The sequence below is a fragment of the Marinobacter sp. NP-4(2019) genome (assembly GCF_003994855.1).
GTDB lineage: Bacteria > Pseudomonadota > Gammaproteobacteria > Pseudomonadales > Oleiphilaceae > Marinobacter.
This window is the reverse complement of record NZ_CP034142.1, coordinates 3,263,308-3,275,799: the sequence shown is the minus strand read 5'-3', so window position 1 is coordinate 3,275,799 and position 12,492 is coordinate 3,263,308. Positions and strand designations below refer to the sequence as shown.

10 protein-coding genes are annotated in these 12,492 nt (G+C 58.2%); 3 read left to right on the top strand and 7 right to left on the bottom strand.

All coding sequences use genetic code 11. The annotated features are described in order from the left end of the window. Window positions 1-12: 12 nt before the first annotated feature. The 5 genes from EHN06_RS14835 to EHN06_RS14815 are packed head-to-tail and all read right to left on the bottom strand — an operon-like array spanning window position 13 to window position 5,453. On the bottom strand, window positions 13-282 hold the full coding sequence (locus tag EHN06_RS14835; protein WP_127333314.1) for a K+/H+ antiporter subunit F: 270 nt from the start codon (window positions 280-282) through the stop codon (window positions 13-15). After that, on the bottom strand, window positions 279-767 hold the full coding sequence (locus EHN06_RS14830) for a Na+/H+ antiporter subunit E (protein WP_127333313.1): 489 nt from the start codon (window positions 765-767) through the stop codon (window positions 279-281). Before EHN06_RS14830 ends, EHN06_RS14835 begins: the two co-directional genes overlap by 4 nt. Next, window positions 767-2,284 carry a monovalent cation/H+ antiporter subunit D gene (locus tag EHN06_RS14825; protein ID WP_127333312.1) on the bottom strand — a complete coding sequence of 506 codons (1,518 nt, stop codon included), beginning with the start codon at window positions 2,282-2,284 and terminating at the stop codon, window positions 767-769. The genes EHN06_RS14830 and EHN06_RS14825 overlap by 1 nt, the downstream gene beginning before the upstream one ends. Continuing rightward, window positions 2,281-2,652 (bottom strand): Na+/H+ antiporter subunit C, encoded by a 372-nt coding sequence (locus tag EHN06_RS14820; protein WP_127333311.1) that lies wholly within the window; start codon window positions 2,650-2,652, stop codon window positions 2,281-2,283. The genes EHN06_RS14825 and EHN06_RS14820 overlap by 4 nt, the downstream gene beginning before the upstream one ends. Beyond that, window positions 2,652-5,453 carry a monovalent cation/H+ antiporter subunit A gene (locus EHN06_RS14815; RefSeq protein WP_127333310.1) on the bottom strand — a complete coding sequence of 934 codons (2,802 nt, stop codon included), beginning with the start codon at window positions 5,451-5,453 and terminating at the stop codon, window positions 2,652-2,654. Before EHN06_RS14815 ends, EHN06_RS14820 begins: the two co-directional genes overlap by 1 nt. Before the next feature lie 453 nt (window positions 5,454-5,906). Here EHN06_RS14815 and EHN06_RS14810 point away from each other — a divergent pair, with 453 nt between their 5' ends. Together EHN06_RS14810 and EHN06_RS14805 are read left to right on the top strand one after the other, a co-directional pair. Beyond that, window positions 5,907-7,961 (top strand): NADPH-dependent 2,4-dienoyl-CoA reductase, encoded by a 2,055-nt coding sequence (locus EHN06_RS14810; protein WP_127333309.1) that lies wholly within the window; start codon window positions 5,907-5,909, stop codon window positions 7,959-7,961. A 109-nt stretch (window positions 7,962-8,070) separates the two neighbouring features. Then, window positions 8,071-9,090 (top strand): CNNM domain-containing protein, encoded by a 1,020-nt coding sequence (locus tag EHN06_RS14805; protein ID WP_127333308.1) that lies wholly within the window; start codon window positions 8,071-8,073, stop codon window positions 9,088-9,090. A 19-nt stretch (window positions 9,091-9,109) separates the two neighbouring features. Here the strand turns inward: EHN06_RS14805 and EHN06_RS21185 are convergent, their stop codons facing one another. Together EHN06_RS21185 and EHN06_RS14800 are read right to left on the bottom strand one after the other, a co-directional pair. Beyond that, window positions 9,110-9,274: a hypothetical protein gene (locus EHN06_RS21185; protein ID WP_164735616.1), complete on the bottom strand. Its 165-nt coding sequence runs from the start codon at window positions 9,272-9,274 to the stop codon at window positions 9,110-9,112. Window positions 9,275-9,385: 111 nt separating this feature from the next. Continuing rightward, complete coding sequence (locus EHN06_RS14800) at window positions 9,386-10,381, bottom strand: GlxA family transcriptional regulator (protein WP_127333307.1); 996 nt, start codon at window positions 10,379-10,381, stop codon at window positions 9,386-9,388. Window positions 10,382-10,644: 263 nt separating this feature from the next. Between EHN06_RS14800 and EHN06_RS14795 the strand changes: the two genes are divergently transcribed. Then, a complete protein-coding gene (locus EHN06_RS14795) occupies window positions 10,645-12,447 on the top strand; it encodes an acyl-CoA dehydrogenase (RefSeq protein WP_127333306.1) in 1,803 nt (600 codons plus the stop codon). The last annotated feature ends 45 nt before the right edge of the window (window positions 12,448-12,492 follow it).

Sequence of the window (12,492 nt, the reverse complement as noted above, 5' to 3'; positions counted from 1 at the left end):
ATATTTGGAAACCTATTCAATGACACTGCCCCGTTTCAGGTATTTCGCCATCGCAACGGTGCCAACGAAGCCCATGACGGCAATCAACAGTGCCGCCTCCAGATACATGCGCGTTCCGAGCGTAATGCCGAGCAGGATGATCAGGGCGATGGCGTTGATATACAGAGTGTCCAACGCCAGGACCCGATCCGGAGCATCCGGCCCCCTGATCAGGCGATAGACATTCAGCAAGGCCGCAAGTACGACCATGGCAATGGTCATGTTAAGAGCGATGCCAATCATCGAAACATCTCCATCAAGGGTTTCTCATATCGGTGTTTGATGGCGTCAATGACTTCCTGTTCACTGTCCGCATCCAGGGTATGAATCAGCAGTATTTTCTGGTCGTCACTGACATCCGCACTCACCGTCCCGGGCGTGAGGGAGATGGTGCTGGCAAGTATCGTGATGGCCATCGGTTGTTCCAGTTCCAGTGGATAACTGACGAAAACGGGTTTCGGGGTGCGCCCGCTTACAATCAGCCGGGCAACCGTGATGCTGGCGATGACAATATCCACCAGTACCCGCAACAGGTAGCCGGGCAAACGCCAGGGTCTGACGAGGACCGGGCGTTCTGGCCAGAACCCCTGGGTCAGCTGAGGGATCAGCCAGGCCAGGAACAGTCCCATCACCACGCTGGCACCGGAAACACTGTTGCTCAGGAACTGCCAGACAAGAAACAGGGTCAGACTGAGCCATGGCTGGGGGAAATTCAGGCGGTCAAACATTATTCCTCCTCCCCGACCATGGGTGTTTTCAGTATTTCAATGTAGTCGCTGCTGTTGTGCAGTTGCGCCGCTGTGGCATCGGCGTAGCGGGTGATAGGGCCGGCAAGGATAACGATCACCACGCTCAGTGCGACCAGTGCGCCGGCCGAGACTGACACGGTACCACTGAGCTTGCCTGGGTTCTCAATGTGACCATCGACGGTACGCCAGAATATGATGCTGCCGGCGCGACTGTACGCGATGAGCGTGAAGAAACCGCCACCCAGCACCACCGACCATAGCCAGGCCATTTGTGTTCCTGGCGCTGCGGCCTGGAGAATCAGTAGCTTGGCAAAGAAGCCACTCAATGGTGGCAGCCCTGCCGCGGCGACGGCGCCGATCAGGAACAGCGTACTGAGGAAGGTGCGATTGTGCATTCTGGGCGCCGTCACGATCCGGTCCCTGGCAGTGCCGCGCTGTCGGCTGATCAGGTCCGCTACGAGGAACAGACCGCCCACCACCCAGGTGGTGTTGAGCAGGTAGAACAGAGCGGCTGAAGTGCCCGCTTCGGACCCCAGGGACATGGCAGCCAAAAGGGTGCCGACGGAAATAATGACTTGCCAGGCCACCAGGGTTTTCAGGCTTTCGGAGCCCAGCGCACCGATAACGCCCATGGCCAGGGTAATCAGTGCCAGCGGGAAGAGCCAGTCCATACCCAGGCCGGCGAGCTCGCCCGCCTGATTGCCAAAGATCAGCGTGTAGACACGAAGGATGGCGTAGATACCGACCTTGGTCATCACTGCGAAGAGCGCAGCAACGGGCGCGGTCGCTTTGGCGTAGGCTCTTGGCAGCCAGAAACACAGGGGCAGGATCGCGGCCTTAAGTCCAAACACCACCAGCAGCATCATACCGGCGGCTTTGACGATGAGCAGATTTTCACCGCTGACTTTTGGCACCTGCAGCGCGAGGTCCGCCATGTTGAGGGTGCCGGTGACACTGTAGATCATGCCCACGCTGATCAGGAAGACTGAAGAGCCGGCCAGATTCAGGACCACGTAGTGCAATCCCGGTACCGTGCGTGCGGTTCCCGTGCCATGCATCAGCAGCCCGTAAGAGGCAATCAGCAGTACCTCGAAGGCGACAAACAGATTGAACAGGTCACCGGTCAGGAAGGCGATGTTCAACCCCAGCAACTGAAACAGGAACAGGGCGTGGAACTGCCGGTTGCCTTCATCTGCCCCGCCGATGGAATAGATGTGGCAAAACAGGGCCAATGTGGCGGTTAACACCAGCATTAACGCTGCAAGACGGTCGAGAACCAGAACAATGCCGAACGGTGGTGCCCAGTTGCCAAAGGCATAGGCACGGTAGCTGCCGTCATCAGCGAGCACCAACAGGACAATGGCGGACACCAGGAGGAGGACCGTTGTTGTCATCGCCAGGGTGCGACGCAGGCTGATGGGGGCATATCCCATGAAGACCTGGAGGATGCCCCCGAGAAGGGGGATCAGAATAGGCGCGGTAAGCCAGTGGTTCATTTGCCGGATCCCTCCGCGTCTTCTGTCTTCTTCCCGGGCTTCGGCCCGGACTGGTATCCGTCTACGTGATCGTCTTCATTGTCTGCCAGGTTCCTGAGGGCCAGCACCACCACAAACGCGGTCATGGCAAAGCCGATGACAATGGCGGTCAGCACCAGTGCCTGCGGCAGTGGATCTGAATACTGGCTGGTGCTGCCGATGATAGGCTGCCCGCCGGTAGCCAGTCGGCCGGAAGAGAACAGGAACAGGTTGACGCCATAGGACAACAGCGTCAGGCCGATCACGACCGGGAAGGTCCGGGCGCGTAATAGCAGGTACACACCGGAGGCAGTCAGCGCACCGATGGCCAGAGCGAATGCCAACTCCATTATGCGCTCTCCTTCTTGCTTTTAATGGCGGAATGGGGAGACATGCGACCGATGCTGACCAATGCCAGCAGTGTCGCTCCAATAACTGTGAGATAGACCCCCAGATCAAACACCAGGGCCGAGGCCACTTCGAATTTGCCGACAACCGGCCACGTTATGTAGTCGAACGTACTGGTCAGGAACGGGTAGCCAAACGCGTAGCTGGCAGCGCCGGCGATCACCGCGAACAGCAGCCCGAGACCAATGACGTTGTGATAGCGGAACGGCACCCGATGCTGGGTCCAGACCATGCCACTGGCAATGTACTGGAGGATCAGTGCCACGGCTGTAATCAGGCCGGCGATGAAGCCGCCGCCGGGCATGTTATGCCCACGCAGGAAAATATAAACAGACACCATCAGTGCCAGGGGTAGCATGGGCCGCGCGATCTGACGCAGCATCAGCGGGTAGGCATCACGGTTCCAGGCATGTCCCTGTCCGTCGCCGGGCGGCGGTGTCAGGACGGTATTCTTGAGCATGGCGTAGATGCCCAGAGCGGCAATGGCCAACACGGTGATTTCACCAAGGGTATCGAAACCCCGGAAGTCAACGAGGATGACATTCACCACATTGGTGCCGCCGCCGCCCGGCTTGCTGTTCTCGAGAAAATACTCGGAAATGGACGTAAACGGCCGGGTGAGCATTGCCAGGGTTACCAGGGTCATGCCCGTGCCAGCAACCAGGGCAATTACTACGTCACGAACGCGTCGGCCGGTTGAGCTTTCCATCGGGGTCCAGGAAGGCATGTAAAAGAGCGCCAGCATCAGTAGCACGATGGTCACCACCTCAACGGACAGCTGGGTCATGGCGAGATCCGGTGCGGAGAAACGGGCAAAGCCCAGGGATACCAGGAGGCCGACCACGCTCAGCAGAATCAGAGCGTAGAAGCGTTCCCGGTGCATCACGGCTGTTGCCAGGGCGCACAGGATCAGGACGGCAATGCCCGTCAGGGTGGGCCAGTCGATGGGCGATAGCCCGTTCTCGCCGACGAATACCCCCAGGCTGGTCAACGGCACAATCGCGACGGCGACCACACTGATAACCAGCAATGCCGCGTAGCGTTGCAAAGAGCCGTTTTCTATATAGGAAGTCAGCCGGTTAGCCGTCGTCGTCAGCCAGGAAATGACGGCCTCGAAGACCGCCTTTTCATCGATTTCCTTGAAGCGGGCGTGGAAGTCGAAGAAGCGCTGGCGCTGGCTGTACATAAGCAGGCCACCAAAGAAGGCAGCAAAACTCATCACCAGTGGCAGGTTGAAACCGTGGACGATGGTCAGATGATACTCCGGCACGGCGCCCCCAAGGGTGGCAGTGGCTGCGGCATAAAGCAGCGGACCAACGGAGATGGCGGGGAACACCCCGACCATAATGCAGGCAAACACCAGGATTTCCACCGGGATCTTCATATAGCGGGGTGGTTCATGTGGGGGGTAAATCGGCAGGTCCACCGGTTTGCCGTTGAAGAACACATCGTGGATAAAACGTGCTGAATAGGCGACGGCAAAGATCCCCGCCAGGGTGGCGATCAGTGGTGGTATCCAGGCCCAGAACCCCGGCAGGTTCAGTTGCAGGGCTTCGGCAAAGAACATTTCCTTGCTCAGGAAACCGTTGAGCAACGGCACACCTGCCATAGAGGCCGCGGCAACCATTGCCAGGGTGGCGGTATGAGGCATGTATTGCCAGAGGCCGTTGATCCGCCGCATATCCCGGGTGCCGGTTTCATGGTCAATGATGCCCGCCGCCATAAACAGTGACGCTTTGAAGGTGGCGTGATTGATCACGTGGAAAACGGCGGCGACGGCGGCCAGTTTGGTGCCCATGCCAAACAGCAGGGTAATCAACCCCAAATGACTGACCGTCGAATGTGCCAGCAGACCCTTCAGGTCATGTTTGAACATGGCCACATAGGCACCGATCAACAGTGTGGCCATGCCGGTGAAGCTGACCATATAGAACCACTGTTCGGTGCCCGCCAGTGCCGGGTAAAGGCGAGCCATCAGGAAAATGCCGGCTTTTACCATGGTGGCGGAATGCAGGTACGCCGATACCGGGGTGGGTGCCTGCATGGCATGGGGCAGCCAGAAATGGAACGGGAACTGGGCTGATTTGGTGAAAGCGCCCAGCAGCACAAGGGTGAGGGCGACAGGATACAGGCTATGGGCCTTGATCAGGTCGCCGGCTGCCAGTACATCATCGAGCTCGAAGCTGCCGACAATGTTGCCGAGAATCAGAATGCCCGCCATCAGGGCCAAGCCGCCTCCACCGGTGACGGCCAGCGCCATGCGGGCACCGCGACGGGCATCCTGTTTATGGTTCCAGAAACTGATCAGCAGAAAGGACGTCAGGCTGGTCAGTTCCCAGAACACCAGCATCAGCAGGAGGTTGCTGGACATGACGATACCCAGCATCGAGCCCATGAAACACAGCAGGAGTGAGTAGAACTTCCCGACGTTCTCCTTGGCCTTCAGGTAGTAGCGGGCATACAGAATGATCAGCAGGCCGATAACCAGAATCAACAAGGCGAACAGCATCGATAGGCCGTCCAGCCGGAAACTGAAGGAAATGCCCAGCGCCGGCAGCCACTCATAGCTGTGCAGGACAATGCCCCCGTTGGCAAGGGTTGACCAGTGCGGGTAGAGCGCTGCCAGCGCAATAATGGCGGGAACGGACGAGGCTATGGCGATTGCCGTGCGTCCTCCCTGTGCAAACAACGGTGCTGCCAATGCCCCTAAAAAGGGCAGTAAAACGACCAGCGGTAGCGACATCGCAACCTCGTTATCGGTTTTTCTCTTTCATGGATGGAGATGCAGTCTGTGCCTGAGTCTAGTCCCCGGCCAGCCATTCTGCACCAACCGGTGCAAGCCGCCGACGTTGACGGAAGGTAGCGGGAAAATCAGATCAGATGGGGTGGGTCCGGAAAGTACGGCAACCTGCCCCGGTGTCTCTGCGCATCGGCAGTGACCGGGCGGAACCCAGGTTGGTTTAACACGTTGGACCTTGCGGTCATAAGTGCTCCGTTAGTCAGATACGAATGCCGATGATACGTGGCAGGTCTCTCAGGTCAAGTCGGCTTGTGATTAATCAATCCGATAACGTCGTACAGGATTACTTTCCGCGCTTGACCGGGGTGAGGCTGAATCGCGGGTTTTGAGTCATACGTTGGTCTTAGGTGCCTGTGCTACCATGACATTTTTCATTGTGTACCCAAGAGAATCACTATGACCGCACCCTATCCGACCCTTCTCAAGCCCCTCGACCTCGGTTTTACCGAGCTCAAGAACCGGGTATTGATGGGTTCCATGCACACCGGCCTGGAAGACCGGTTCTGGAACATCCACAAGTTCGCCCGCTATTTTGCCGAGCGGGCTGAAGGGGGCGTAGGACTGATGGTCACCGGGGGGTATTCGCCGAACCTGGCTGGCCAGCTGGCGCCTTTGTCTTCAACCATGAACAACCGTGCCACCGCGTTGTTGCACCGGCACGTTACCGGCGCTGTCCATGAAGCGGGCGGCAAGATCTGCCTGCAGTTGCTGCACGCCGGTCGCTATGGCTATCAGCCACTGATCGTCTCCGCATCCGCCACCAAGGCGCCAATCAGCCTGTTCAAGGCCCGCGCCTTGTCCACCAAAGGTGTCGAGCGGCAGATTAACGATTTCGTCAATGCCGCGAAACTGGCGAAACTGGCCGGCTATGACGGCGTTGAAGTGATGGGTTCGGAAGGGTATTTCATCAACCAGTTTCTGTGCGAGCGTACCAATAAGCGCACCGACAAGTGGGGCGGCCCTTATGAGAACCGTATGCGTTTGCCGGTGGAGATTGTGCGCCGGATGCGTGAGGCGGTTGGCCGCGAATTCATCATTATTTACCGACTGTCCATGCTGGACCTGGTGGAAGGTGGGCAAACCTGGGACCAGGTTGTGACTCTGGGCAAGGCTATCGAGAAAGCCGGTGCCACCATTATCAACACCGGTATTGGTTGGCATGAGGCCCGGGTGCCGACCATTGTGACCTCCGTACCCCGTGGCGGCTTCGCCGATGTAACGGCCAAGTTCTACGGTGAAGTGGATATTCCGGTCTGTACTACCAACCGCATCAATACCCCGGAGAAAGGGGAAGAAATTCTTGCCGCCGGCAAGGCGGATATGGTCTCCATGGCCAGGCCGTTGCTGGCGGACAGCGAGTTCGTACGCAAGGCTGAACAGGGCCGTGCCGACGAGATCAACACCTGTATCGCCTGTAACCAGGCCTGCCTTGACCATGTCTTCAAGGCCAAGCGTGCTTCCTGCCTGGTAAACCCCAGGGCCTGTCACGAAACCGAACTGGTGTTGACGGTCGCACCGGTGGTCCGCCGTGTCGCGGTGGTGGGTGCCGGTCCGGCGGGGCTGGCGGCTGCGACCACTGCCGCCAAGCGGGGCCACAAGGTCACGCTGTTCGAAGCCGACGACAAGATCGGCGGTCAGTTCAATTACGCCAAGCGCATCCCCGGCAAGGAGGAGTTTTATGAAACCCTGCGCTATTTCCAGCGTCAGATTGAACTGCTGGAGATCGACCTGAAGCTCAACTCCCGTGTCGAGGCTGCAGAGCTGGCCGAACAGGGGTTTGACGATGTCATCATCGCCACCGGTGTCAAGCCGCGGACACCGCAAATAGACGGTATCGACCATCCCAGGGTGCTGGGCTACCTCGATGTCCTGCGTCACAATAAACCGGTTGGTCAGAGCGTTGCGGTGATCGGTGCCGGCGGTATCGGCTTCGACGTCAGCGAATTCCTGACCCACGATTTCAGTCATCACCCGGAAGGCGAGCAGATCAGCGTGAGTGACTGGCAGGCGGAGTGGGGGGTGAACCCCGCATTTGACGGACCTGGTGGGTTGGCGCAGCGTAAGTCCACGCCGTCGCCACGCAAGATCTACCTGATGCAGCGCAAAACCGGCAAGGTTGGTGGTGGCCTGGGTAAAACCTCGGGCTGGGTACACCGCAGCAGCCTCAAGCACCGTGGCGTGGAAATGATGCGGGGTTGCAGCTATGACCGCATAGACGATGAAGGCTTGCACATCACCATCCGGGACAAAGAGGGCAGGGTGACGGAAAGCAAAGTGCTGAATGTCGATAATGTGATCATTTGCGCAGGTCAGGAATCCTATCGTGAACTATTTGATCAATTGGTTGGCGCTGGTGTGAAAGCCCATTTGATAGGCGGTGCCGACGTTGCTGAAGAGCTGGACGCAAAGCGGGCTATCCGTCAGGGGACCGAAGTGGCTGCGGGCATCTGATTCTGATGATGCTGTGCGACGGGCTACGCTTGCCGTCGCACAGAGAAAATCTGGTTAAGTCCTTGCCCGTTGAGTAAAATTTGTTTATCTCACAAGTCACAAGGTCTTTATGACGCTCCTGATTGCTTTTGCAGTTCTGTCTATTGGTTTTTCTTTTTTGTGTTCCATCCTCGAAGCGGCGTTGCTCTCCGTTACGCCGAGCTACATTGCCTCTCTCAAGAGCAATAACGTCGATTTGTTTGCAAGACTGAGAAAACTGAAGGATGACGTGGATGACCCGCTCTCTGCAATACTGACCCTTAACACCGTAGCTCATACGGTGGGTGCTACCGGGGTGGGCGCCCAGGTTACCGTCGTCTTCGGCGAGGCCTGGCTTGGTGTGGCTTCTGCCGCGATGACCCTGGCCATCCTGATCCTGTCGGAAATCATCCCCAAGACAATCGGTGCAAAATACTGGCGCGGTATTGCGCCGCACCTTCCCGCCATACTGGGCTTCATGATCAAGGCGCTTCTGCCGTTTATATGGCTGTCAAAGCAGGTCACCCGTCGTATTGCGCCTGGTGAACCCGAGACAGATGTCCGGGCCGAAATCAGCGCCCTGGTGGAAATCGGTAAGGATCAGCAGGCGCTGGACGAAGATGAGCGGCGGATGATCCAGAATGTGCTGCGCTTCCATGAGATCAAGGTCAGCTCCGTGATGACCCCGCGCACGGTGTGCAAATTCATCTCGCCGGACACCACCATTGGGCAGTTCCGGGAAAAAGTGAAGGCGGGGCCCTTTTCCCGCTATCCGGTGATCGACGAGGATGGTGAGGCACTGGGCTACATGCACCGCTCGGATCTGATCACCCTGCCTGATGATGCAGACCTCCAGAAGAGCATGAGAGCGGTCAAGAGGGTGAAGGGCAACACCAATATCGAACTGGTGTTTTCAGATATGTTGCGAGAGCGGCAGCACCTGGCGGTGGTCTATGACGAACTGGGGACCTGGCTTGGAATAGTGACGCTGGAGGACATATTGGAGACACTTTTGGGCACCGAGATCGTGGACGAAACCGATAATGTGTCCAACCTTCGCCGTTATGCGAAGCAACGATGGAGCCGACGCCTGAAAAAATACAGCTCCTGATGTCTGCGGAATTGTCCCGTTACCGGATGGATTTCAGGGCATTGAAGATGGCTTCCGCTTCCGCTTCAAGTACCTGACAACGCAAGCTGTTTCCCTGCTGAGAGGCCTGAGCGATCTGCTTTTGTTTCATGTCATAAAGCTTGCTCAGAATGTCTGCCTGGTTTTGTCTGATCGGTGCGTTCATGGCGAACCTCCCCATTTTTACACCTGTCAATGTTCTTTACGTTCCGTGGCACGTAATGGCTCACATCCAATATCGATGCATAACCCGGGCCAGCCGGGCGTTTCCGGCGGATTATCGGGAGAATCGGGAACGATAGGCACCCGGCGACAACCCCGTGTGTTTACGAAATAGTCGACTGAACGAACTGAGGTCCTCGTAGCCTACCTGGCGGGTCACCTCTTCCACCGATATTCGGGAACTTTCCAGACGTTGTCGTGCCGCCTCAATCCTGAGAATCTGAAGGTAGCCGACAGGGGTGTCGCCAGTCGCTGCCCTGAACCGTCGAATCAGAGAACGTTCCGTCAAACCGCATTGTGCGGCAAGGAATTGCAGGGTTACCGGCTGATCATAATGCTCATCCAGCCAGTCCTGCAGTTTCAGGATGGCCGCATCCGAATGGTACCGCCGGGCCTGCAGAGCACCATAAGGTGCCTGACTGGTCCGCCCGGCATCGATCACAAACGCCTTCGCCAGCTCACGCGCCACCCGCGCTCCGGCGTATCGCTCCACCAGGTAAATCCCCAGGTCCCACCAGGCCATACCACCCCCGGCACAGGCAATATGACCGTCCACCGTCACCAGTTTGTCCTGGTGCAGATCCACCGCAGGGTATCGCTGACGAAACTGATTGCTGAACCCCCAGTGAGTCGTCGCCTGCCGTCCATCCAACAGACCGGCCTCCGCCAGCATGAAAGCGCCCGTGCAGTTGCTGGCTACCCGCACCTGCCCCGAGTCTGACGACTGAAAACCGGCAAGCCTTTTAATCAGCTCCGGGTTCTCTGCCAACACCCGCTCAATCGGCCCACCAATGGTTGGAATGATGACCAGATTGGTGTCGTCCTCAGAAGACGGCCTGTCGTTCCATGCCCCATCCGGAAGAATCGTCAGGCCGTTTATACAACGGCAGGGCACCCCGTCCTTCGTTAGCAAACGGGTAGTAAATTGCGGTTCGGGCGGCTCTCCGTTTATCCGTGCCCAGGTCACGCCGGCAAGCCGAAACAGATCAATAACGCCGGTAATGGCACTGGCCAAAGCGCCATCAAAACCTATGACCGAGACAGTCTGCATGCAAACTCCGGAAGCAGGGTGCCAGTGGGGAATACCCCTCCCGGGACTGTGTGCAGCAGGGATGCTGCACTCAAGCTTACAGGGAGGTATTCACAGCGTGTCCCGGGAGGGGTATTCCCCACTGGTGCCCGGGAGGCAAGCGCCAGTCGCAGATAAGGAAAGGCAATCCGGAATGGCGATATTCACCAAGATTATGTCATAAATGCCGGTTCCCAGAAAAACAGAGGTGTGAGAGGCTGTCAGCAACAAACAGGAGACCAAGAATGACTGACACCCTGATCGACCGCCGCGACCTGTCGTTCCAGCTTTATGAAGTCCTCGATACCGACAGCCTCACCACCCGCGAGCGCTTCAGCGAACACAGCCGCGACACCTTTGATGCCGTCATCGAAACCGCCGACAAAATGGCCCGGGAAAAATTTGCCACCCACAACAGCGCGGCCGACAAAGACGAGCCCAGATTCGTCAACGGCCAGGTCGAGATGCTCCCCCAGGTCAAAGAAGCCTTCGACGCCTACGCGGAAGCCGGCTTTATCGCCGGCCGCTACGATTACGACCTGGGTGGCATGCAACTGCCGGAATCGGTCATGGCCGCCTGCAACGGCTTCTTCACCGCCGCTAACCCGGGCACCGCTGGCTACCCGTTCCTGACCACCGCCGCCGCCAACCTGATCCGTGTGTTCGGCAACGAGCAGCAGAAAGCTAACTTCTTGCCCCACATGCTCAGCGGTCGCTTTACCGGCACTATGGCCCTCACCGAACCCCATGCCGGCTCATCCCTGGCGGATATCCGTACCTCGGCCTCGCCCACCGATGACGGCCACTATCTGATCAAAGGCGCCAAAATTTTCATTTCCGGTGGCGAACAGTCCATCACCGAGAACATCGTTCACATGGTACTGGCGAAAATCAAAGGCGCCCCGGCAGGTGTGAAAGGCATCTCCCTGTTTATAGTGCCCAAATTCCTGGTAGATGAAGAGGGCAATCCCACCGAGCGTAACGGCGTCAGTCTTGCCGGCCTGATCCACAAGCTCGGCTACCGGGGTACCACATCCACTGCATTGAGTTTCGGTGATGATGCGCCCTGTCACGGTTACCTGGTTGGCGAACCTCACCAGGGGCTGAAGTACATGTTCCAGATGATGAACGAAGCCCGGGTCGGCGTCGGCTTTGGTGCTGCGGTAGTCGGTTATCGCGGTTACATGCATAGCCTGGAATACGCCAAAGACCGACTGCAGGGCCGCAAGGCCAGCGAGAAGAGCCCGGAATCGCCACAGGTGCCGATCATTGATCATGCGGATGTACGGCGTATGCTGCTGGCCCAAAAAGCCTACAGCGAGGGTGGCCTGGCCTTGTGCCTGTACGGGGCCCGGCTGATGGACGACCAGCATACCCACCCGGACGAACAGAAGCGCCTGGAAGCCGGCAAGCTGCTGGACCTGCTTACCCCGGTGATCAAGGCCTGGCCATCCGAATACGGTCCCAAGGCCAACGACCTGGCGATCCAGGTCTACGGCGGTGCCGGTTACACCCGGGAATACCCGGTGGAGCAGTGCTGGCGTGATAACCGCCTCAACCCGATCCACGAGGGTACCAACGGCATCCAGGCCCTGGATCTGCTGGGGCGCAAGATCTGGCAGGACCAGAGCCATGGCCTGCAACTGCTGATGCAGGAAATGCAGGTGGACCTGGAAGCTGCAACCACCGACCGTTGCCAGCAATGGGCGCTGTCCCTGAGCGAAACCCTGCAGCAGGCGGTCAAAGTCACCCAGGACCTGGGCAAATCCCTGATGGTAGGCGATGTGGACAAACCCCTGGCCAATGCCGCCTGCTACCTGCACCTGTTCGGTCACATCATCGTCGCCTGGATGTGGCTCCGCCAGGCCAACGCCGCCGCCAATGCCCTGGCGTCCGCCAACAGTGATGACGAGCGCAATTTCTACCAGGGCAAGCTCCAGGCCGCCCAGTACTTTTTTCACTGGGAACTGCCAACCGTGGCACAGGACCTGGTCCTGCTGAGGAATCAGGACGATACTTGTCTGAACATGAAATCCGAATGGTTCTAGTCAGGGAGTAGGCACAATCGGCTGGTACGGCCTCCCGGGACACGC

Bases quoted from the DNA above. Each gene is read 5' to 3' on its own strand.
- EHN06_RS14835 (WP_127333314.1), bottom strand. From the start codon at position 282: ATGATTGGCATCGCTCTTAACATGACCATTGCCATGGTCGTACTTGCG.
- EHN06_RS14830 (WP_127333313.1), bottom strand. From the start codon at position 767: ATGTTTGACCGCCTGAATTTCCCCCAGCCATGGCTCAGTCTGACCCTG.
- EHN06_RS14825 (WP_127333312.1), bottom strand. From the start codon at position 2,284: ATGAACCACTGGCTTACCGCGCCTATTCTGATCCCCCTTCTCGGGGGC.
- EHN06_RS14820 (WP_127333311.1), bottom strand. From the start codon at position 2,652: ATGGAGTTGGCATTCGCTCTGGCCATCGGTGCGCTGACTGCCTCCGGT.
- EHN06_RS14815 (WP_127333310.1), bottom strand. From the start codon at position 5,453: ATGTCGCTACCGCTGGTCGTTTTACTGCCCTTTTTAGGGGCATTGGCA.
- EHN06_RS14810 (WP_127333309.1), top strand. From the start codon at position 5,907: ATGACCGCACCCTATCCGACCCTTCTCAAGCCCCTCGACCTCGGTTTT.
- EHN06_RS14805 (WP_127333308.1), top strand. From the start codon at position 8,071: ATGACGCTCCTGATTGCTTTTGCAGTTCTGTCTATTGGTTTTTCTTTT.
- EHN06_RS21185 (WP_164735616.1), bottom strand. From the start codon at position 9,274: ATGAACGCACCGATCAGACAAAACCAGGCAGACATTCTGAGCAAGCTT.
- EHN06_RS14800 (WP_127333307.1), bottom strand. From the start codon at position 10,381: ATGCAGACTGTCTCGGTCATAGGTTTTGATGGCGCTTTGGCCAGTGCC.
- EHN06_RS14795 (WP_127333306.1), top strand. From the start codon at position 10,645: ATGACTGACACCCTGATCGACCGCCGCGACCTGTCGTTCCAGCTTTAT.